The following is a 21,711-nucleotide window of genomic DNA, read 5'->3' on the forward strand; positions in this document are numbered from 1 at the left end:
GTTCGCATCAGGGCGGATCATCCGGTGGAACCCGACACCAGAAGGCGGTGAAGCGATGGAATTCCGCGACCACGACGCCTTCGACTGGCAGTTGCTGCAGGCTCTCGGGATCAATGCCCGGGCTTCCTTCAGCAGGCTCGCGTCCGTACTCGGCGTCTCGGACCAGACGGTCGCCCGCCGCTACCGGCGGCTGCGCACCGAGGGCGGCCTGCGTGTCGTCGGCGTTCGTGACCCGGTCGTCCTCGGCCAGGACACCTGGACGCTCCGGCTGCGCTGCACCCCCGATGCCTCCGAGTCGATCGCCAGGGCGTTGGCCCGTCGTCCGGACACCGCGTGGATCGCGCTCACCTCGGGCGGCACCGAAGTCGTCGGCATGACCAGGGCGCGCACCCGCGACGAACACGACGAACTGCTCCTCGGCAAGCTGCCCCGCACCCCCAGCATCGTCGAGATCCAGGCCCACCAGATGCTCCACCGCTTCTTCGGCGGACCCGAGTCCTGGATGGCCAAGAGCCGTGCCCTCAGCGACGCACAGGTGGCGGCGCTCCGTCCGCACCATGACGGACGACCGCAGGCCCCCGTCATCACGGCGGACGACGAATCCCTGGTCGCCGCTCTGGAACGCGACGGCCGTGCGACCTTCGCCGAGCTCGAGAAGGCGACCGGCCGCTCCGAATCGTCCGTACGCCGACGCCTGGACCAGCTGCTGGAATCCGGGGCGCTCTACATCGACGTGCAGTTCGAGACCGAACGGTTCGGTTACGCTTCCGCCGCCATGCTGTGGATCACCGCGGCCCCTTCGGCCCTGGACTCCGTGGGCCGCGAACTGGCCACCCACTCCGAAGTGAGCTTCGCCGGCGCGACGTCGGGGGCGTGCAATCTCCTGGCGGTGATCGTGTGCCGCGATGTCGCTGCCCTCTACGCCTACGTGAGCGGCCGCCTGGGCCGGCTGGACGGGGTCCAGCACGTGGAGTGCACCCCGATGCTGCGCCGGGTGAAGCAACTCACCTACGAGGAGCGCCGATCCGGTCCGGTCGGCGCCTGAGCCGGCTACACGTGCCGATGCAGCCGATCCGCCCCCGCCAGAATCGCCGAGGCCAACGCGTCCGCCGCGTCCTGCGCCCGCGCTCCCTCCCGCCCGTGCAGCAGTACGAAGTCCACATCGCCCAGTTCCGGCAGTCCGGCCCGCGCCGGGATCCGGGTGAGGCCCGGTGGGATCAGCCCCCGGGTGTGCGCCATGACGCCGAGGCCTGCCCGCGCCGCCGCGATCAGTCCGCTGAGGCTGGTACTCGTACAGGCGATGCGCCAGGACCGCCCGTGCCGCTCCAGTACGTCGAGCGCCCGGGCACGGGTGATGCCGGGCGGCGGGAAGAGGATCAACGGAAGCGGACGCTGCGGGTCGATGTGCAGGCGGGGAGCGCCGATCCAGACCAACGTGGACCGCCAGACCAATTCACCGTGACTGCGGGTGTTACGCCGCTTGGCGAGCACCAGATCGAGTCCGCCCGCCGCGAGCTGTTCGTGCAGGATGCCCGAGAGCCCGACGGTCAGTTCCAGGTCGACCTCCGGGTGATCGGTGCGGAAGGACTCCAGGATTTCCGGCAGCCGGGTGAGTACGAAGTCCTCCGAAGCGCCGAAGCGCAACCGCCCGCGCGGCCTGGAGCCGGCGAAGAAGGCCGCCGCCCGCTCATGGGCACCGAGGATCGTGCGGGCGAAGCCGAGCATCGCCTCACCGTCCTCGGTCAGTTCCACGCTGTGGGTGTCGCGACTGAAGAGGGTGCGGCCGGTCGCCCCCTCCAGTCGGCGCACATGCTGGCTCACTGTCGATTGCCGCAGGCCGAGACGCTGGGCGGCCTGGGTGAAGCTCAGCGTCTGTGACACGGTGAGGAAGGTGCGCAGCTGCGCCGGGTCGTACATGGGTCCGAGGTTATAGCGTTCCGTGATATCAGTCAGAGTGGTATGCAGGATTCCCGATCATGGGGATCGCGTGGACGATGGAGAGGGCACGAACCGACCCCCGAGAGCAAGTGGAGAACATGAGCCGCCGCACGTTGCAGCTTCCGTCCTGGCTGCCGATCGATCCGTACATCCTCGCGTTGATCGGGACGGTGGCGCTGGCCGCGCTGCTGCCGGCCCGCGGCGGGGCCGCAGACGTGGCCGGCGGGGCATCCACCGGAGCGGTGGCGCTGCTCTTCTTCCTCTACGGCGCGCGGCTCTCCACCGGTGAGGCGGTGGCGGGGCTGAAGCACTGGCGGCTTCACCTGTCGGTCCTGGTCTGTACGTTCGCGGTCTTCCCGCTGCTCGGTCTCGCGGCCAAGGGATTCGTCCCGGTGATCCTGACGCCGCAGCTCTACAACGGACTGCTCTTTCTCTGCCTGGTGCCTTCGACCATCCAGTCGTCGATCGCCTTCACCTCCATCGCCCGTGGCAACGTGCCCGCGGCGATCTGCGCGGGCTCCTTCTCCTCGCTGGCGGGAATCGTCGTCACCCCGGTGCTGGCCGCCATGGTGCTGGGCAGCGCCGGCGGGGGTTTCTCCGCCGACTCGCTGCTGAAGATCGTGCTGCAACTGCTGGTGCCGTTCCTGGTGGGTCAGCTGCTGCGGCGCTGGGTGGGCGGGTTCCTGGTGCGGAACAAGAAGGTCCTGAGCTATGTGGACCGGGGCTCGATCCTGCTGGTCGTCTACACGGCGTTCAGCGAAGGGATGGTCCGCGGCATCTGGCACCAGGTCAGCTTCGTCCGGTTGCTCGGCCTGCTCGCGGTCGAGGCCCTGCTGCTGGCCGTGATGCTGACGCTGAGCTGGTACGGCGCCAAGCGGCTCGGCTTCGGACGGGGCGACCGGATCGCGATCCAGTTCGCCGGTTCGAAGAAGAGTCTGGCGGCCGGACTGCCCATGGCGAGTGTGCTGTTCGGCGCGCAGGCGTCGCTGGCGGTGCTGCCGCTGATGCTCTTCCACCAGATGCAGCTGATGGTGTGTGCGGTGATCGCCAAGCGGCGCTCGCGCGACCCACTGCCCGATGAGAACGAACAGGCCGGCGACAGCGAACGGGCGGCCGGCGCTGAGGCCGACGGGTCTCCGGCCGAGGCGGCGGCCGTGCGGTGACCCAGGGGACCAGAGGCGCTAATTGCGCCGCGGCGAGGCCAGCAGATACGCCGAACCCGCCCGCCGGTCCGCATGGGCCGAGGTCTGCCACCCCGCCTGCTCGAGCGCCCGGGTGTACGCAACCGAGTCCGGCCCGTCCACCCGCACCGCCTCCGGCTGCGCCGACTCGCTCACCAGATACCCACGGCAGTGGCCCGCCTCCAGCGCCAGGGCCGCGGCTTGCGTCAGATGCGTACGCTCCCAGCCGCACGGCCGCTGCACGGAACGGTCGGGATTGGTGACCCGCCGCATCTCCAGCAGACCGTCCCAGGCGCTGCGCACTTCCCGCGCACGCTGCGGGTCCTCGGCCGGGCCGTCCGACGAACCGTCCGCCATGCCGGTGCGCGCTCTGAACACCCCGATCGCCGTCGTCGGTCCGGGCTCCGGGGGCGGGACCAACTGAAGCGGTTCGGAGTCCAGCCGGTCCCGCAGCTGCCGCCCGGCCGCCGTCAGATAGTGGCGGTGCGGGGGCCGCGGATGGCGTAGCGCGAGGCCCTGCGCGACCAGTGCGGCGAGGGCCGGCGCGGGGCCCTGGAGCAGCCCGGACTCCGGGTCTGCGGTACGCACCACCCGGCGCTGGGATGCGGACGGCTCACGGGTCATGTCCCCGACCGTACTGCCGTTGGGCGGTACCCGGAGCCGTAAGGGCAGCGGTGACCCGGCACGGGCCCAGGACCGGCCGGCGCAGGGGGCGCTCCCCGCCGGCCGGTCCACCGACCCGTGCCGCGGGGCGTGTCAGACCCCGGTGTGCAGGGCGACCCGCTCGTCGCCCGCGTACACGTTCATGGAGGAGCCGCGCAGGAACCCGATCAAGGTGAGACCGGTCTCGGCGGCCAGATCGACGGCGAGTGAGGACGGAGCCGAGACGGCGGCCAGCACCGGAATGCCCGCCATCACCGCTTTCTGGGCGAGCTCGAACGAAGCCCGGCCGGAAACGAGCAGGATGGCCTGCGAGAGCGGGAGCCGGTCGTTCTGCAGGGCCCGGCCGACCAGCTTGTCCACGGCATTGTGCCTGCCGACGTCCTCCCGGATGTCGAGCAGTTCGCCCTCCGGCGAGAAGAGCGCCGCCGCGTGCAGACCCCCGGTCCGGTCGAAGACCTGCTGCGCGGCCCGCAACCGGTCGGGGAGAAGGGCGAGCAACTCCGGCTCGACCCGGACCGGGGGAGTGTCGGCGATCGGGAAACGAGCGGTGGTACGGACCGCGTCCAGACTGGCTTTTCCGCACAGACCGCACGAGGACGTCGTATAGACGTTGCGCTCCAGCGTGATGTCCGGCAGCGCGACGCCCGGCGCGAGTTGCACATCCACCACGTTGTAGGTGTTGACGCCCTCGGAGGTCGCCCCCGCGCAGTAGACGATCGACTGCAGTTCGTCCGCCGAGCCCAGTACGCCCTCGCTGACCAGAAAGCCGGCCGCCAGCGCGAAGTCGTCTCCCGGGGTACGCATGGTGATGGCCAGCGCCTTGCCGCCCAGCCGGATCTCCAGCGGCTCCTCGGCCACCAGAGTGTCCGGGCGGGCCGTCACCGCCCCGTCCCTGATACGGACGACGCGGCGGCGTTCGGTGACCCGTCCCATAGGAATCCGTCCCACTCCTCGATCAGTGCTGCTGTACGTGCTGGAAGCCGAAACGGCCCTTGATGCAGAGATTGCCGTGGGTCACCGGGTTGTCGTGCGGCGAGGTGACCTTGACGATCTCATTGTCCTGGACATGGAGGGTGACGTTGCAGCCCACCCCGCAGTAGGCGCAGGTCGTGGTCGTCTCGGTCTGCGCCGACTCGTTCCAGGTACCCGCCTCCCGCATGTCGAACTCCGACTTGAAGCTGAGTGCTCCGGTCGGGCACACCTCGATGCAGTTGCCGCAGTAGACGCACGCCGAGTCGGTGAGCGGGGCGTCGTGCTCGGTGGAGATCCGGGCGTCGAAGCCGCGGCCCGCCACCGAGATGGCGAAAGTGTTCTGCCACTGCTCGCCGCAGGCGTCCACGCATTTGTAGCACTGGATGCACTTGTCATAGTCACGGACGTACAGGTCGTTGTCGACCTTCGGCTCTTCGTTCAGTCGCGCCGCATCGGCTCCGAAGCGGCCCGGCTCGGCCGCGTATTCCTTGATCCACTCGGCGGCCCGCGGGGTGGTGGAGAGATCCGTCGACGAGGCGAGCAGCTCAAGGACGATCTTCCGGCTGTGCCGGGCGCGCTCGGTGTCGGTCCGCACCTCCATGCCCGCTTCGGCGCGGCGCGAACAGGCGGGCGCCAGCGTACGGGCGCCCTCGACCTCCACGACACACACCCGGCAGGCGTTCTTCGGCGTGAGGGTGTCGCCCTCGCAGAGGGTCGGTACGTCCGTGCCGGCCGCCCGGCACGCGTCGAGGATCGTCGAGCCCTCGGGGACCCTGGTCTCTTGGCCGTCGAGCGTGAATGCAATCAGCCGCCGAGGCGGCTGAAGGGGTATCGCGGTCACTGGGCACTCCTCTCGGGCCCGGCCGGCGCGTAGACACCCAGCCGGTCGATGGCCGACTCCACGGCATTCCAGGCGGTCTGTCCCAGACCGCAGATCGAGGCGTCCTTCATGGCCCTGCCGACCTCGCGCAGCAGCGTGATGTCGGCGGCGGCATCGGCGCCGCTGCGGTCCAGGATCCGGTGCAGCGCCTCCTCCTGGCGTACGGTCCCGATCCGGCAGGGTACGCACTGGCCGCAGGACTCGTCGCGGAAGAACTCGGCGATCCGCAGCAGAATCCTGGGCAGTTCGACACTGTCGTCGATGACCAGGACGACGCCCGAGCCGAGGGTCGTACCGGCCGCCCGGGTCCCTTCGAAGGTGAGCGGGATGTCCAGCTCGTCGGGTCGTACGAAGCCGCCGGCGGCCCCGCCCAGCAGTACGGCCCGCAGGGTCGTCGGCGGGCCGGCCAGTTCGAGCAGCTCGCCGAGGGTCGCGCCGAACGGCAGCTCGTAGATCCCCGGCCGTCGCACGCTGCCCGAGACGCAGAACAGTTTCGGCCCGGTGGACGTCGCCGTACCGATGGCGGCGTAGGCTGCGGCGCCCATCGCCAGAATGGGCAGCACATTGATCAGCGTCTCGACGTTGTTGGCCGCGGTCGGCTTCCCGAAGAGTCCCTTCTCCACCGGGAAGGGCGGCTTGGAACGGGGCTCGCCGCGGTAGCCCTCGATCGAGTTGAAGAGGGCCGTCTCCTCGCCGCAGATGTAGGCGCCCGCGCCGCGCCGCACCTCGATGTCGAAGGCGTACCCGTGGCCCAGCACGTTCGCACCGAGCAGACCGCGGGACCGGGCCTGGTCGATGGCGTGTTCCATCCTGGCCACCGCGCGCGGGTACTCGCCCCGGATGTAGAGGTACCCACGGTGCGCACCCGTGGCGTATCCGGCGATGGTCATCGACTCGACCAGCGAGTAGGGGTCGCCCTCCATCACCACGCGGTCCTTGAAGGTGCCGGGCTCCGACTCGTCCGCGTTGCAGACCAGGTAGTGCGGGTGGTCCGGCTGCGACGCGGTGGCCTGCCACTTGCGCCCGGTCGGGAACGCCGCACCGCCGCGCCCGACCAGACCGGCGTCGGTCACCTCCCGGATCACGGCGGCGGGGCCGATGTCGAAGGCGCGCCGGAGTGCGGAGTAGCCGCCGTGGGCGCGGTAGTCGTCGAGCGACGCGGGGTCGACGACGCCGACCCTGGGCAGCAGGGTCAGGCCCTGCCGGCCGGCCTGGGGTACGGCCATGGCTGCGGGGGGTTCGGCGGGGGCGGTTTCGGGGGCCGCGGTGGCGAGGGCGATCGCCTCTGCGGTGGCGGGGGCGACTACGGCGGAGGCCTGGCGCCGCACGACCCCGCTGCCGCTGGGGACTTCGGGGCTCTGCCCCGGACCCCGCTCCTCAATCTCCCCCAGACTTCGTCCGGGGGGACCCCCAGGAGGGGCTTCATGTGGCCCCGGTGGGAGGTGAGGTGCGGCCGGAGGGGCTTGATTTACGGCCGGTCCGGCGGTGGGGGGTCGCTCGCCTGCCTGGAGTACGAGGGCTGCGGGAGCGCGCTCGCAGAGGCCCAGGCAGGGGCTCGGCTGCCAGGTCGCGCCGTTCAGCGATGAACCGGCGGTGCCGAGCCGCTCCTCCACCCCCGCGCACAAGGCCGCCGATCCCTGCGCCGCGCAGGCCAGGTCCGTGCAGACGTGCACCACCTTGGCCGGCCGTGGCTTCACCGCGAACATCGCGTAGAACGTCGCGACCCCGTACGCCTCCGCGGGCGGAACGGTCAGCCGGCGGCAGAGGTAGTCCAGGGCCCCCTCGCTGATCCATCCCACCCGGTCGTTGATCGCGTGCAGCCCCGGCAACAGCTGGTCGCGCCGCTCGCGCGCCTCTCGCCCGCCACGGGCCCAGCGCAGATCCGCGTCGCTACGATCCTCCGCGCCTTCCCATGCCGACGGGGCCGGACCGAGCAGCGCGTCGACCGCCGCCCGTTCCTCGTCCGTCGGCTTGCTGTCACCGAAGTGCAGGTCCACTGCGTCAGCTCCTCACGGCTGCGACAGGCAGCTTGTCGATCCGGATGGCGGAGGCCTTGAACTCGGCGGTCCCGGCGATCGGGCAGTTCGCCTCGATCGTCAGCTGGTTGGTGTCGACCTCGTCGGGAAAGTGCATGGTCATGAAGGCGAGCCCGGGGCGCAGCCCCGGTTCGATCCAGACCGGAGCGACCACCGACCCGCGCCGGGAGGCGACCCGCACTTCCTCGTCGGCCTCCACGCCGTAGGCCGCCGCGTCCTCGGGGGAGAGCTCGATGTACTCGCCGCGGCGCAGCGGCGAGGCGAAACTGCCGCTCTGCACACCGGTGTTGTACGAGTCGAGCCGCCGCCCCGTGGTGAGCCGGATCGGGAACCCCTCGTCCGTCAGATCGACCGGTGGGTCGTGCTTCACGATGCCGAAGGGGGCGAGCCGACCGCGCCTCACCGGGTCGGCGTCCCACAACCGGCCGTGCAGGAAGCTCGGTTCGATGCGTTCGGTGTCGGGGCACGGCCAGCGGATGCCCTGGTGTTCCTCGAGCCGCTCGTAGGTCATGCCCCAGTGGTCGGGGGAGACCGACCGCAGCTCGTTCCACACGGACTCGGCGTCCGCGTACTTCCAGGCGTGCCCGAGCCGCTCGGCGATATCGCAGATGATCTCGATGTCCTCGCGCGCCTCGCCGGGCGGGCTGACCGCCTTGCGGACCCGCTGGACCCGTCGCTCGCTGCTGGTCGTGGTGCCGTCCGTCTCGCACCAGGCGGCGGTCGCCGGCAGCACCACGTCCGCCAGTTCGGCGGTCCTCGTGAGGAAGATGTCCTGGACCACCAGACAGTCGAGCCGTTTCAGCCGCTCGATGGCCTGCTCGCTGTCGGCCTCCGACTGGGCCGGGTTCTCGCCGATGCAGTAGACCGCCCGGAGATCGCCGCTCTCCATCGCCTCGAACATGCGGGTGAGATTGAGTCCGTAATCCGGCTGGATCACGGTGTCCCAGGCGGCCTCGAACCTGGTGCGCACCGCGGGCTCCAGCAGGTCCTGGAAGCCGGGCAGGCGGTCGGGGATGGCCCCCATGTCGCCGCCGCCCTGCACGTTGTTCTGTCCGCGCAGTGGCTGGACCCCGGAGCCGTACCGCCCGACGTGGCCGGTCAGCAGCGCCAGATTGATCAGCGCTCGCACGTTGTCGGTGCCGTTGTGGTGCTCGGTGATCCCGAGCGTCCAGCAGAGCTGCGCCCGCTCGGCGCGCGCGTAGGTGTGTGCCAGATCGCGGATGGCCTCGGCGGGTACGCCGGTGACCTTCTCGGCGGCCGACAGGGTCCACGGCTCCACCTCGGCGGCGTACGCGTCGAAGCCGGTGGTGGCCCGTTCGATGAACGGCCGGTTGTGCAGCCCGGAGTGGATGATCTCGCGGCCGACCGCGTGCGCCAGCGCGATGTCGGTGCCGACGTTCAGCCCCAGCCAGCTCTCGGCCCATTCGGCAGTGGAGGTGCGGCGCGGATCGACGGCGTACATCCGGGCGCCGTTCCTGATCCCCTTCAGTACATGGTGGAAGAAGATCGGGTGGGCGAACCGGGCGTTGGAGCCCCACATCAGGATCAGGTCGGTGTGCTCGACCTCTTCGTAGGAGGATGTGCCACCGCCCGATCCGAAGGCCGCCGACAGTCCGGCGACGCTGGGCGCGTGGCAGGTCCGGTTGCAGGAGTCGACGTTGTTGGTGCCCATCACGACGCGGGCGAACTTCTGCGCCACGTAGTTCATTTCATTGGTGGCACGGGAGCAGGAGAACAACCCGAAGGCTCCGCGCGCCGCACGGAATCCCTCCACGGCCCTGGTCAGCGCCTCTTCCCAGCTCGCTCGGCGCAGTTCACCGTGTTCGTCGCGCACCAGGGGGTGGGTGAGCCGGGCGTACGTCTTCGGCGTTCGGTCTCGCTTTTTCACGCTTGCGCTCCTCATGGTGATGATCAGCGCCCTATTGCATACAGTATTCTGTAGGCCGCTGCTGAACGGAAGCCTTGCGCAACACGTTTGTGGAGGGGGTGCCGCATCGGGGCGCGCCCATCAGGCGGCCGCTGCCGTCGAGCGGCCCAGCAGATCGGCGATGGCGTGCACTGTGCGCAGCGTCGGCACCGGCACCCGCGTCACATCGGCGAGTTCCACCACCGCCGCGAGCAGTACGTCGAGTTCGAGCGGCTTGCCCTTCTCCAGGTCCTGGAGCGTCGAGGTCTTGTGGTCGCCGACCCGTTCGGCGCCGGCCAGCCGCTTCTCGATCGAGATGTCGGGGCGGCTGCCCAGCGCGGTCGCGACCTGCAGCGTCTCGGCCATCATCACTTCGATGACCTGGCGGGTGTCGCGGTGGACGCACATCTGCCGCATGGTCGCCCGGGTCAGCGCGCTCAACGGGTTGAAGGAGATGTTGCCGAGCAGTTTGATCCAGATGTCGTTGCGCAGATCGGCCTCGACCGGGCATTTGAGTCCACCGGTCCGCATGGCCTCGCTGAACGCGAGGCAGCGCTCCGACACCGTCCGGTCCGGTTCGCCGATGGAGAACCGGGTCCCTTCCAGGTGCTGGACCACCCCTGGTCCGGCCAGCTCCGTCGCCGCGTAGACGACACAGCCGATGGCGCGCTCCGGCGGCAGTACGGCGCTGACCGCGCCGCCGGGGTCGACGCTCTCGATGCGGTGGCCCTCGTGCGGGCCGCCGTACCGGTGGAAGTACCACCACGGGATGCCGTTCTGTGCGGCGATCACCGCGGTGTGCTGCTGGAGCAGGGGCTCGACCAGCGGCCCGCACGCCGCATACGAGTTGGCCTTCAGCCCCAGGAACACGTAGTCGACCGGGCCGATGTCGGCCGGGTCGTCCGTCGCGTGCACCCGGGAAGTGAAGTCACCGCGCGGGCTCAGTACCCGCACTCCGTGCTGCCTCATGGCCGCCAGATGCGGTCCACGGGCTACCAGATGGACGTCGGCTCCTGCGCGGTGCAGCGCGGCTCCGACGTAGGCGCCGATTGCTCCGGCGCCGAGAACTGCGACTCTCACGAGGGCTCTCCGTTCGGTCGAGGGTACCGATGGAAACCGGGGGTCGAACTCCGTGGTGGGCCGACTCTGGGGTCGCGCCTGTTGCACGCCATGTCGACAAAATAGTGTCTACAGTATGGAGTGTCCGTCGACAAGGGCTGTCACAGTTCTCGCCGGCTCCTTGGGGACTTCTTGGCTCGGCATACCGGGCCGTCATGTAAAGCCTCCAAGAGGAACGCCCGAATCTTGGCGCTTTACGTGCCGTCGTACTGATCAGTCGCTGACGAGACTGGAAAGCTCCAGCCATCAGCAGCAGAGGGGCCCCCTGGCATGACCGGTACACGCATCGCCGCACTCGGCCACTACCAGCCTGCTCAGGTGCTGACCAACGAGGATCTCGCCGCCCTGGTGGACACCAGCGACGAGTGGATTCGAACCCGGGTGGGCATCAGGACCCGGCATATCGCGGGCCCCGAGGAACCGGTGGACGAGCTGGCCGCGCAGGCCGGAGCCAAGGCGCTGGCCTCGGCGGGCGTAACGCCGCTGGACGTGGACCTCGTGCTGGTGGCCACCTCCACGGCGATCGACCGGTCCCCGAACATGGCGGCCCGGGTGGCCGCCAAGCTCGGCATGGGCTCGCCGGCCACCATGGACGTCAATGTGGTCTGCTCCGGCTTCACCCACGCGCTGGCCATCGCCGACCACGCGGTGCGGGCCGGGTCCGCGGGGCGTGCGCTGGTCATCGGCGCCGACAAGATGGCCGAGATCGCCGACTGGACCGACCGCTCCACCTGCGTGCTCGTGGGCGACGGGGCGGGCGCCGCCGTCGTCGAGGCCGGCGACGAGGAGGGCATCGGGCCGGTGCTGTGGGGTTCCGTACCGGACATGGGACACGCGGTCCGGATCGAGGGCACACCTCCGCGCTTCGCCCAGGAAGGCCAGTCCGTCTATCGCTGGGCCACCACCCAACTGCCGCCGATCGCCCGCCGGGTCTGCGAGAAGGCGGGCGTCACCCCCGAGGAACTGGCCGCCGTCGTGCTCCACCAGGCGAATCTGCGGATCATCGAGCCGGTCGCCGCGAAGATCGGCGCGGTGAACGCGGTGATCGCCCGTGATGTCATCGATTCCGGCAACACCTCCGCCGCCAGCATTCCGATGGCGCTCTCCAAGCTGGTGGAGCGCCGGGAGATCCCGTCCGGGGCGCCGGTGCTCCTCTTCGGGTTCGGCGGAAACCTCTCGTACGCCGGCCAGGTCATCCGCTGCCCCTGAGGAGCACAGCCTCTTGAGGAGTCCAGCCCCCGAAGCGCTCCCGAAAGTGACGCGTGCAACATCACCTTGCGGCATACTGGCCATTGTGCTCGGTAAACTGTAGACGATAGCCAATTGCTCTACTCTCTTATGACCAGGTGCCGTTGGCTTCCCGAGGGGCCACGAGGGGGACTGTGATGTTGTCAGCAGGACTGCCGCAAGGGACCGTACCGAAGCTGGAGCGGCCGGGGCCGCTGCGCGAGCGGGTGTACGAAGCTCTGCTCGAGCTCATCACCACCCGGGCCCTGAGGCCCGGCCAGCATCTGGTCGAGAGCGAGCTCGCCGGCCATCTCGGGGTGTCGCGGCAGCCGGTGCGTGAGGCCCTGCAGCGGCTGAACACCGAGGGCTGGGTCGATCTGCGACCCGCTCAGGGCGCGTTCGTTCATGAGCCCACCGGTCAGGAGGCCGACCAGCTCCTGTCGGTCCGGACCCTTCTGGAGGCGGAGGCCGCCCGGCTGGCTGCGGCCAACTCGGGCACGGCGGGGATCGCGGCGCTGGAGAAGCTCTGCGCCCAGGGCGAGCAGGCCGTGTCGGACGACGATGTGGACTTGGCGGTGGCGACCAACGCCGAGTTCCACGCCAAGGTGATGGAACTCGCCGGCAACGTGGTGCTGGCGGAGCTGGCCGCTCAGGTGGACCGCCGGGTGCGCTGGTACTACCAGCCCGTCGCCCGGCTGCGCGGCAGGCAGTCGTGGATCGAACACCGCGAGCTGATCAAGGCGATCTCGGCCCGCGACGAGCAGGCCGCCGGGACGATCATGCGCGAGCACACCGAGCACACCCGCACCACCTACCACCAGCGCGAGCAGGACTGACCGGGCAGGCTGCCCGGCCCGGCCCCCGACGCTTGCCGGAAACCCCGCAGCGGCCCTCCACGCGGCTCGACGAGAGCCGTGGGGAGGGCCGCTTGCTGGTTCCGGTCGCCCGGACGGTGCGCGGCCGTTCAGACCGCTTCGCGGCTGACCGGCATCGGGTTGGGAACGATGCCGCTGCCCCTGGGCCGGCCCGGCTGCCTCAGCAGCAGGGCGAGCGCCGCCGCCACCATGGAGATACCACCGGCGAGCGCGTAGGCGCCGTTGTAGCCCCAGGCGTCGACCACCATCGATCCCAGACCGCCGCCGAACAGGCCACTGACGAGCTTTCCGCTGTAGACCAGCCCGTAGTTGGTGGCGTTGTAGTTCTCCCCGAAGTAGTCCGGCGTCAGGGCGGCGAACATCGGGTAGAAGGCCCCGCCGCCGAATCCGGAGAGGAAGGCGAAGAACAGGAACAGCCACTCGCTGCGCATGTCACCGGCCCAGATCACCCCGAACTGGGCAAGACCCAGCACCAGGATGACGAAGAACAGCGTGAGCTTCCGGCCCCACAGGTCCGACAGCCATCCCACCACGGCCCTTCCGACGCCGTTGACGACGGCCATCACACCCATCGACGAGGCCGCCACCAGCGGGCCGAAGCCGACCTCCTTGGCGAAGTCCACCTGGAAGGAGATGCCGAAGATGGAGACACCGGCGGTCATGACCACGGTGATCCACATCAGCGGGAGCATCCCGCTTCTGATGGCCTCCTTCGGCGTGAACTGCTTCACCGCTGGAGGGTTCTTGGCGAGACTCTGGGCGCTCTTCTTGTTGCCGGCGAAGCTCAGCGGGTCGACGTCCGACGGCCACCAGTTCTTCGGCGGGTCCTTGAAGAACCAGCCGCAGATGATCACGGCGATCAGGACGTACACGCCGATCAGGTCCAGCACCTCAGCGAAGTTACCGGTGTCGAAGGCGTAGTTGAAGATGAAGATGAACGGCAGCGAGCCGTACGCGAAGCCGCCGTTGACGAAGCCCGTCTTCGCACCGCGCCGTTCCGGAAACCATTTGCCGACCATATTGATACAGGTCGCGTAGATGAGGCCGGAGCCGAGGCCGCCGATGACACCGAAGCCGCAGATCGCCAGGAACACGTTGTCGAGATGCGCGAGTGCGAGGAAACCGACGAAACAGAGCGCCGAGCCGGTGAACATGGCCCGGCGGGCCGTGAGGATCCCCCTCTCCCGCATCCAGCCGGCCGGGAAGGCGATGCCCGCCTGGAAGAAGACCCAGACACTCAGGATCCAGAAGGTGTTGCTCTGCGTCCAGCCGTGAGCCGCGGAGAGGGTGTCCTCCGCCGAACCGTATGCGTACTCCGACACGCTGATGGCCATCATCGCGGCCCACGGCAGGTACACCATGCACTTGCGGGAGTGGCCCAGGATGTCCCGGTCCGTTTCCCCGACGCGGTAGACACGGCCCTTGCTGTCCGTCACTTCCCGGTACGCGACCGACCCGGTCGCCGACCGTTCGTTCTCTGTACTCATGTGTGGTCCCCTTGGTTTCGAAAGAACTGGCCAGCGCCCCCTGTCCAAACCTTTCGCTCAGAGGAGCCGGGGTCAGTCGAGCACCCCGGCGGCCCGAGCCCATCGGTACTTCGCGCCGAGCACTTCCACCGGCTTCTCCGTCGTGTACGGGTACGCGACGACGCCCCGTTCGTAGAGGTACTGGCAGGCCTCCTCCACCTCCACATCGCCTGCCAGCGAAGCCACCACCGGCTTCTCGATGCCACGCTCGCGGAACTCCGCGACCACCCGCGCGGTCAGCTCCGCGAAGACCATCGGGGGAGTGACGATCGTGTGCCAGTAACCCAGCACCAGCGCATGGATCCGCGGGTCCTCCAGGCCGAGGCGGATCGTCGCCTCATAGGTCGACGGCGGTTCGCCGCCGGTGATGTCGATGGGGTTGCCCGCCGCTCCGAAGGGCGGGATGAACGCCTTGAAGGCGGCGTCCAGATCGTCCGGGATCTCCATCAGCGAGAGCCCGTTGTCGACGATGGCGTCCGAGAGCAGTACCCCCGACCCGCCGGCCCCGGTGATGATGACGACGTTGTCGCCCTTCGGGGTGGGCAGTACGGGCAGCGCTCGCGCGTACTCCAGCATGTCGTTCAGGCCCGGTGCGCGGATCACACCGGCCTGCCTGAGGATGTCCTCGTACACCGCGTCGTCGCCGGCCAGCGCTCCGGTGTGCGACCCCGCGGCCTTGGCGCCGGCGCTGGTACGCCCTGCCTTGAGCACCACGACCGGCTTCTTCGGCACCGTCGCCCGCGCCGCGTCGACGAAGGCGCGGCCGTCCTTCAGGTCCTCCAGGTGCATGGCGATGCACTCGGTGTTGGGGTCCTCACCGAACCAGGTGAGGAGATCGTCCTCGTCGAGGTCCGACTTGTTGCCGAGGCCGACGATCGCCGACACCCCGGTCTTCGTCGTACGGGCGAAGCCGAGGATGGCCATCCCGATGCCGCCGGACTGCGAGGTCAGGGCCACCCCGCCCTTGACGTCGTAGGGCGTGCAGAAGGTGGCACACAGGTCCTGCCACGTCGAGTAGTAGCCGTAGATGTTCGGGCCGAGCAGCCGCACCCCGTGCCGTTCGGCGATCTGCACGATCTCGTCCTGCAGGGCCTGTTCACCGGTCTCGGCAAAGCCGGAAGGGATCAGAACGGCGTTCGGTATTCCCTTGCGGCCGACCTCTTCGAGGGCGGCGGCCACGAACTTCGCGGGGATCGCGAAGACCGCCACATCCGGCTCACCGGGAACATCCATCACGCTCTTGTACGCCTTACGGCCGAGTATGTCATCGGCCTTGGGGTTCACCGGGTGGATATCTCCGGGGAAACCCCCGTCGATGAGGTTGCGCATCACCGAGTTGCCGATCTTCCCCTCCTCGCTGGAGGCACCGATCACGGCAACCGAACGGGGCTGCATCAGCCGCCGCATCGAGGTGAGGATCTCGTCCCGGCTGTAGCGGCGCCGGGGCGTCGCGATCTTCGGGTCGAGCAGGATCCGGACATCCGCGGCCATCACCCCGTCCGCCGAGGCGAAAACCGGATTCAGGTCGATCTCGGCGATCTCCGGGAAGTCCCCGGCCAGCTGGGACACCCCGACGATCAGTTCGGCCAGCGCGGTACGGTCCACGGCGGCCCCGCCGCGCACCCCGCGAAGGATCTCCGCCGCCCGGATCGAGTCGAGCATCGACAACGCGTCGTCCGGCGACGCGGGGGCCAGGCGGAAGGTGATGTCCTTCAGCACCTCCACCAGTACGCCACCGAGCCCGAAGGCCACCACCTTGCCGAACGTCGGGTCGGTGACCGTGCCCACCAGCACCTCGGTGCCGGCCGGCACCATCTGCTGGACCTGGACCCCCTTGATCTCGGCTGCCGGATCATAGGCGCGGGCATTAGAGACGATCGCGGTGAAGGCGGCGCGCACGTCGGCGGCCGAGGTCAGCCCGATGCGGACACCGCCCGCGTCCGTCTTGTGCACGATCTGCGGCGAGACGATCTTCAGCGCCACCGGGAAGCCGACCCGGTCGGCGAAGGCCACCGCCTCGTCGGCGCACTCGGCCAGCGCCTCGGCCGGCACCGGGATGCCGTAGGCGTCCGCGATCAGCTTGGCCTCGGGGGCGGTCAGGGCCTTGCGGCCCTCGACCAGAGCGGCGTCGAGCACCGCCCGTACGCCCGCCTTGTCCTGCTGCGTCATCAAATGACTCCGTTCGTCTTCAGCAGTCGCAGTTCCTCGTCGCCCAAACCGAGCTCACCGACGTACACCTCGGCGTTGTGCTCGCCGAGCAACGGCGATGAGCGCACCTCCACCGGGGAGTCGGAGAGCTTCAGCGGGGAGCCGACGGTGGTGAAGGTGCCGCGCTCCGGGTGCTCGACCTCGACGACGATCTCGTTGGCGGCGAGCGAGGCGTCCTCGATGATCTCCTTGGTGGAGAGGATCGGTCCGCACGGCACGTTGTGGGAGTTGAGCTGTTCCAGCACCTCCCACTTGGGCAGCGTCGACGTCCACTCCTCGATCAGCTGGAACATCTTGCCCAGCTTGGGCAGCCGGGACTCCGGGGTCGCCCAGTCGGGGTCGCCGGCCAGCTCGGGGCGTCCGATCAGCTCACTGATCGGCTTCCAGCCGACCGGCTGGACGATGACGTACACGTAGTCGTTGGGACCGCCGGGGGCGCACTTCACCGCCCAGCCGGGCTGCCCGCCACCGCTCGCGTTGCCGCTGCGCGGCACCTCCTCGCCGAAGTCCTCGTTGGGGTACTCCGCCAACGGGCCGTGGGTCAGACGCTGCTGGTCACGCAGCTTCACCCGGCAGAGGTTCAGCACGGCGTGCTGCATGGCCACATTGACGCGCTGACCGCGGCCGGTGCTCTCCCGCTGGAAGAGCGCGGCGAGTATCCCGGCGACCAGGTGCACCCCGGTGCCCGAGTCGCCGATCTGCGCGCCGGTGGCGAGCGGCGGTCCGTCCTCGAAACCGGTCGACGTCATCGAGCCGCCCATCGCCTGGGCGACGACCTCGTACGCCTTGAAGTTGGTGTACGGGCCCGGCCCGAAGCCCTTGATGGACGCGTACACCAGCCGCGGGTTGATCTCCTGGATCCTCTCCCAGGTGAAGCCCATCCGGTCGACCGCGCCGGGTCCGAAGTTCTCCACCAGCACATCGGAGCGGCGGATCAGTTCGGTCAGGATCTCCTTGCCGCGCTCGGACTTGGTGTTGAGGGTGATGCTCCGCTTGTTGCAGTTGAGCATCGTGAAGTAGAGCGAGTCGACATCCGGCAGGTCCCGCAGCTGCTTGCGGGTGATGTCGCCGTGCGGTGCTTCGAGCTTGACGACGTCGGCGCCGAGCCAGGCCAGCAACTGGGTGGCGGAGGGCCCGGACTGGACATGGGTCATGTCGAGGACACGAATGCCGGCCAGAGCCTTCGGGGCCTCAAGTGCTTGGGTCATCGCGGGGGCTCCCTACTTGTACATCGTCTGGTTCATGGTTCCGGGGGCGTACGCGTCCGGGTCGACCCAGACGTTGATCAGCGAGGGCTTGCCCGACTCGCGGGCGCGCTGCAGGGCCGGTGCGATATCGGCCGGGTCGCGGACTTCCTCGCCGTAACCGCCCAGCATCTGGGCGAACTTGTCGTAGTGGACGTCGCCGAGGGTGTTGCCGATCCGCTCCCGCTCCGGGCCGTACTTCTGGGCCTGGCCGTAACGGATCTGGTTCATCGAGGAGTTGTTGCCGATGATCCCCACGAACGGGAGGTTGTAGCGCACCAGCGTTTCGAAGTCCCAGCCGGTGAGCGAGAACGCGCCGTCGCCGAAGAGCGCCACCACTTCCTTGTCGGGCCGTGCCTTCTTGGCGGCGAGTACGAAGGGGATGCCGACGCCGAGGGTGCCCAGCGGCCCCGGATCCATCCAGTGGCCGGGCGACTTGGGCTGCACCACCTGCCCGGAGAACGTGACGATGTCGCCGCCGTCGCCGATGTAGACCGAATCCTCGGTGAGGAAGTCGTTGATCTCGCTCACCAGCCGGTAGGGGTGGATCGGCGAGGCGTTCGACGTGAGGTTCGGCAGCCGCTTCTCGATCGCGGTCTGCTCGGCCGTGCGCAGCTCGTCCAGCCATGCCTTCCGCTTGACCGCACCACCGTTGAGCCGGCCACTGGCCGCCTCGGTGACGGACTTCAGGATCAGTCCGGCGTCGCCGACGAGCCCGAGATCGATGTCCCGGTTCTTGCCGACCGTGCGGTAGTCGAGGTCGATCTGCACGACGGTCGCGTCCGGCGACAGCCGCTTCCCGTATCCCATCCGGAAGTCGAAGGGGGTGCCGACGATGACGATCAGGTCGGCGTTGGAGAAGGCGTAGCGCCGGGAGAGCTGGAAGTGGTGCGGGTCGCCGGGCGGCAGGGTGCCGCGGGCGGCGCCGTTCATGTAGGCGGGCACGTTGAGGGTCCGCACCAGTTCGATCGCCGAGTCGGTGGCCCGGGTCGTCCATACCTGGCTGCCGAGCAGGATGGCCGGCTTCTCCGCGTGCACCAGCAGATCGGCGAGCTTCTCGATGGACGCCGGGTCGCCGGCCGAGCGGGTCGACGCCCGGTACCGGCCTGCCTGCGGGACGCGGGCCTGGTCGACGGGCACCTTGGCGTCCAGCACATCGCGTGGGATCTCCAGGAAGGAGGGGCCCGGTGCGCCGTTGTAGCACTCGCGGAAGGCCATCGAGACCAGGTCGGCGGCGCGTGCGGTGTGCGGCACGGTGGCGGCGAACTTGGTGATCGGCGTCATCATGTCGACGTGCGGGAGGTCCTGCAGGGACCCCATCTTGTGCTGGCTGAGCGCGCCCTGTCCGCCGATCAGCAGCATCGGCGATTCGGCGCGGAAGGCGTTGGCGACGCCGGTCACCGCATCGGTGGTGCCGGGCCCGGCCGTGACCACCGCGCAGCCGGGCTTGCCGGTGATGCGTGCATAGCCGTCGGCCGCGTGCGCGGCGACCTGCTCATGGCGGACATCGACGACTTCGATGCCCTCGTCCACGCAGCCGTCGTAAATATCGATGATGTGGCCGCCGCACAGGGTGTAGACGACTTCCACCCCTTCGGCTTTGAGCGCCTTGGCGACCAAGTGCCCACCGGAAATGAGGTCCTGGCTGGGGTCGGGCATAGCGAAGTCCGTTCCCTTCGTAGGGGTCGTGAAGCTCCGTCGCGGTAGATTGCATACAGTCGACGAATACTGTATGAACCTTGTTATCCCGCATCCGGTGGGTGGTGTCCAGGGGGCGTGCGGCACTTTCCTTCACAGCACAGGGAGCCGGCATGGATCTGTACGAGCACCAGGCAAGGGAACTCTTCAAGGCCCACGGCATCCCGGTGCCGGACGCGGCAGTGGTCGAAGCCCCGCGCGAGGCCCGAGCGGCTGCCGAACTTCTCGGCGGGCGAGTGGTTGTCAAAGCTCAGGTAAAGACCGGCGGCCGGGGCAAGGCGGGCGGGGTGAAGATGGCGGCCGACCCGGTCTCCGCGGAACTCACCGCCCGCCAGATCCTCGGCATGGACATCAAGGGCCATGTCGTCCGCTCGGTGATGCTGGCCCAGCCGGTCGACATCGAGGCCGAGTACTACGTCAGTTACGTCCTGGACCGCGCGGCCGGCGGCTTCCTCGCCATCGCGTCGGCCGAGGGCGGCATGGAGATCGAGGAGGTGGCCGCCAGCCGCCCCGAAGCGGTGACACGTATCCCCGTCGACCCCGCGGAAGGCGTCACCGAGGCGAAGGCAGTTGAGATCGCGGCGGCCGCCCACCTCCCGGCGGCGGCCGCGACCGTACTCCAGCAGCTCTGGCAGGTGCTGACCCGCGAGGACGCCCTGCTGGTCGAGGTCAACCCACTGGTACGCACCACCGACGGCCGGATCCTCGCCCTGGACGGCAAGGTCACCCTGGACGACAACGCCCGCTTCCGGCAGGCCCGCTGGGGCGCCGAGCACACCGACCCGCACGGCGACCCGCTCGAAGCCGCGGCCGCCGCCAAGGGGCTCAACTACGTCAAGCTCGACGGCCGGGTGGGTGTCATCGGCAACGGCGCGGGCCTGGTGATGTCCACCCTCGACGTGGTCGCGGGGTGCGGCGCGAAACCCGCCAACTTCCTCGACATCGGGGGAGGAGCGTCGGCCCAGGTGATGGCCGACGGTCTCTCCGTCATCCTGTCCGACCCGGCCGTCACCTCGGTCTTCGTCAACGTCTTCGGCGGCATCACCGCCTGCGACGCGGTGGCCGACGGCATCGTGCGGGCCCTCGAATCAGTCCGCCTGACCAAGCCCCTCGTCGTACGCCTCGACGGCAACAACGCCGCCCGCGGCCGCGCCATCCTCGACGGCCGGGCGCATCCGCTCGTCGAACAGGTCACCACCATGGACGGCGCGGCCCGCCGGGCCGCGGTCCTCGCCGAGCAGGGAGTCTGAGATGGCCATCTTCCTCACCGCGGACAGCAAGATCCTCGTCCAGGGCATGACCGGCGGCGAAGGCATGAAACACACCCGCCGGATGCTCGCCGCAGGCACCCGTATCGTCGGCGGAGTCAACCCCCGCAAGGCAGGCACCAGCGTCCTCGTCGAGGACCGGACCGTCCCCGTCTTCGGCTCGGTCCGCGAAGGCATCGAGGCCACCGGCGCCGACGTCACGATCGTCTTCGTCCCGCCGCCCTTCGCCAAGGCCGCCGTCATCGAGGCGGCGGACGCCGGTATCGGCCTTGCCGTGGTCATCACCGAGGGCATCCCGGTGCATGACGCGGTGGTCTTCCAGGCCTACGCGGCCGCCCGCGGCACCCGCGTCATCGGCCCCAACTGCCCCGGCCTGATCAGTCCCGGACAGTCCAACGCCGGCATCATCCCCGCCGACATCGCGGGCAAGCCGGGCCGGATCGGCCTGGTGTCCAAGTCCGGCACGCTCACCTACCAGCTGATGTACGAACTGCGCGACATCGGCTTCTCGTCGGCGGTCGGCATCGGCGGCGACCCGGTCGTCGGCACCACGCACATCGACTGCCTCGCCGCCTTCCAGGACGATCCCGACACCGAACTCATCGTCCTCATCGGTGAGATCGGCGGCGACGCCGAGGAACGCGCCGCCGCCTACATCGCCGAGCACATCACCAAACCCGTCGTCGGCTACATCGCCGGATTCACCGCGCCCGAGGGCAAGACCATGGGCCACGCCGGAGCGATCGTCTCCGGCTCCTCGGGCACCGCGCAGGCCAAGAAGGAAGCACTCGAAGCGGCCGGAGTGAGCGTCGGATCGACGCCGTCCGAGACCGCGGAACTCGTCCTCGGGCGACTCGCGGCAGCACGGGAAACCACTCCCAGCCTTACGTGACGTCACTCATACTTCACGGACGGTACGTATCGCGGACCGCCCCACCCTCACTACCTTCTCGGTACGGCGGGCCGCCCC

At 69.3% G+C, this 21,711-nt stretch carries 17 protein-coding genes; 6 read left to right on the forward strand and 11 right to left on the reverse strand.

Translation table 11 applies throughout. The features are described from left to right. The first annotated feature begins 55 nt into the window (after positions 1 to 55). A complete protein-coding gene (locus AB0436_RS04725; RefSeq protein ID WP_366466245.1) occupies positions 56 to 1,045 on the forward strand; it encodes an Lrp/AsnC family transcriptional regulator in 990 nt (329 codons plus the stop codon). Between the two features lie 5 nt (positions 1,046 to 1,050). Here the strand turns inward: AB0436_RS04725 and AB0436_RS04730 are convergent, their stop codons facing one another. Beyond that, positions 1,051 to 1,917, reverse strand: coding sequence for a LysR substrate-binding domain-containing protein (locus tag AB0436_RS04730; protein WP_366466246.1), 867 nt, complete (start codon positions 1,915 to 1,917; stop codon positions 1,051 to 1,053). Between the two features lie 119 nt (positions 1,918 to 2,036). On the opposite strand from AB0436_RS04730, the gene AB0436_RS04735 reads away from it, so the two are divergent. Next, positions 2,037 to 3,101 (forward strand): bile acid:sodium symporter family protein, encoded by a 1,065-nt coding sequence (locus AB0436_RS04735; RefSeq protein ID WP_366466247.1) that lies wholly within the window; start codon positions 2,037 to 2,039, stop codon positions 3,099 to 3,101. Positions 3,102 to 3,119: 18 nt separating this feature from the next. Here AB0436_RS04735 and AB0436_RS04740 read toward each other — a convergent pair whose 3' ends face one another. The 6 genes from AB0436_RS04740 to AB0436_RS04765 form a co-directional block, all read right to left on the reverse strand. Continuing rightward, positions 3,120 to 3,743 carry a hypothetical protein gene (locus tag AB0436_RS04740; RefSeq protein ID WP_366466248.1) on the reverse strand — a complete coding sequence of 208 codons (624 nt, stop codon included), beginning with the start codon at positions 3,741 to 3,743 and terminating at the stop codon, positions 3,120 to 3,122. Between the two features lie 132 nt (positions 3,744 to 3,875). Next, positions 3,876 to 4,715: a formate dehydrogenase accessory sulfurtransferase FdhD gene (gene fdhD / locus AB0436_RS04745; protein WP_366466249.1), complete on the reverse strand. Its 840-nt coding sequence runs from the start codon at positions 4,713 to 4,715 to the stop codon at positions 3,876 to 3,878. A gap of 22 nt (positions 4,716 to 4,737) precedes the next feature. Then, positions 4,738 to 5,595 carry a 2Fe-2S iron-sulfur cluster-binding protein gene (locus AB0436_RS04750; RefSeq protein ID WP_366466250.1) on the reverse strand — a complete coding sequence of 286 codons (858 nt, stop codon included), beginning with the start codon at positions 5,593 to 5,595 and terminating at the stop codon, positions 4,738 to 4,740. Continuing rightward, positions 5,592 to 7,631 (reverse strand): NAD(P)H-dependent oxidoreductase subunit E, encoded by a 2,040-nt coding sequence (locus AB0436_RS04755; protein ID WP_366466251.1) that lies wholly within the window; start codon positions 7,629 to 7,631, stop codon positions 5,592 to 5,594. Before AB0436_RS04755 ends, AB0436_RS04750 begins: the two co-directional genes overlap by 4 nt. Before the next feature lie 4 nt (positions 7,632 to 7,635). Then, positions 7,636 to 9,573 carry a molybdopterin-dependent oxidoreductase gene (locus AB0436_RS04760; protein ID WP_366466252.1) on the reverse strand — a complete coding sequence of 646 codons (1,938 nt, stop codon included), beginning with the start codon at positions 9,571 to 9,573 and terminating at the stop codon, positions 7,636 to 7,638. A gap of 105 nt (positions 9,574 to 9,678) precedes the next feature. Then, positions 9,679 to 10,656, reverse strand: a complete 978-nt coding sequence (locus AB0436_RS04765; protein ID WP_366466253.1) for a 2-dehydropantoate 2-reductase — start codon at positions 10,654 to 10,656, stop codon at positions 9,679 to 9,681. 309 nt (positions 10,657 to 10,965) lie between these two features. On the opposite strand from AB0436_RS04765, the gene AB0436_RS04770 reads away from it, so the two are divergent. Both AB0436_RS04770 and AB0436_RS04775 read left to right on the forward strand, forming a co-directional pair. Next, positions 10,966 to 11,904 carry a beta-ketoacyl-ACP synthase III gene (locus AB0436_RS04770; RefSeq protein ID WP_366466254.1) on the forward strand — a complete coding sequence of 313 codons (939 nt, stop codon included), beginning with the start codon at positions 10,966 to 10,968 and terminating at the stop codon, positions 11,902 to 11,904. 176 nt (positions 11,905 to 12,080) lie between these two features. Continuing rightward, on the forward strand, positions 12,081 to 12,758 hold the full coding sequence (locus AB0436_RS04775) for a GntR family transcriptional regulator (protein WP_366466255.1): 678 nt from the start codon (positions 12,081 to 12,083) through the stop codon (positions 12,756 to 12,758). Positions 12,759 to 12,886: 128 nt separating this feature from the next. Here AB0436_RS04775 and AB0436_RS04780 read toward each other — a convergent pair whose 3' ends face one another. The 4 genes from AB0436_RS04780 to AB0436_RS04795 form a co-directional block, all read right to left on the reverse strand. Next, the gene (locus AB0436_RS04780) at positions 12,887 to 14,284 is read right to left on the reverse strand and encodes an OFA family MFS transporter (protein WP_366466256.1); all 1,398 of its coding nucleotides are present in this window, start codon (positions 14,282 to 14,284) and stop codon (positions 12,887 to 12,889) included. 72 nt (positions 14,285 to 14,356) lie between these two features. Next, positions 14,357 to 16,492: an acetate--CoA ligase family protein gene (locus AB0436_RS04785; RefSeq protein WP_366466257.1), complete on the reverse strand. Its 2,136-nt coding sequence runs from the start codon at positions 16,490 to 16,492 to the stop codon at positions 14,357 to 14,359. After that, positions 16,492 to 17,739, reverse strand: coding sequence for a formyl-CoA transferase (frc, locus tag AB0436_RS04790; RefSeq protein WP_366466258.1), 1,248 nt, complete (start codon positions 17,737 to 17,739; stop codon positions 16,492 to 16,494). The genes AB0436_RS04785 and frc overlap by 1 nt, the downstream gene beginning before the upstream one ends. Before the next feature lie 12 nt (positions 17,740 to 17,751). Then, positions 17,752 to 19,434 carry a thiamine pyrophosphate-binding protein gene (locus AB0436_RS04795; protein ID WP_366466259.1) on the reverse strand — a complete coding sequence of 561 codons (1,683 nt, stop codon included), beginning with the start codon at positions 19,432 to 19,434 and terminating at the stop codon, positions 17,752 to 17,754. A gap of 152 nt (positions 19,435 to 19,586) precedes the next feature. On the opposite strand from AB0436_RS04795, the gene sucC reads away from it, so the two are divergent. Together sucC and sucD are read left to right on the forward strand one after the other, a co-directional pair. Then, complete coding sequence (gene sucC, locus AB0436_RS04800; protein ID WP_366466260.1) at positions 19,587 to 20,723, forward strand: ADP-forming succinate--CoA ligase subunit beta; 1,137 nt, start codon at positions 19,587 to 19,589, stop codon at positions 20,721 to 20,723. A gap of 1 nt (position 20,724) precedes the next feature. Then, positions 20,725 to 21,633, forward strand: a complete 909-nt coding sequence (gene sucD, locus AB0436_RS04805) for a succinate--CoA ligase subunit alpha (RefSeq protein WP_366466261.1) — start codon at positions 20,725 to 20,727, stop codon at positions 21,631 to 21,633. Positions 21,634 to 21,711 lie beyond the last annotated feature (78 nt).

Origin of the sequence: Streptomyces sp. NPDC051322, assembly GCF_040689485.1 — a bacterium.
GTDB lineage: Bacteria > Actinomycetota > Actinomycetes > Streptomycetales > Streptomycetaceae > Streptomyces.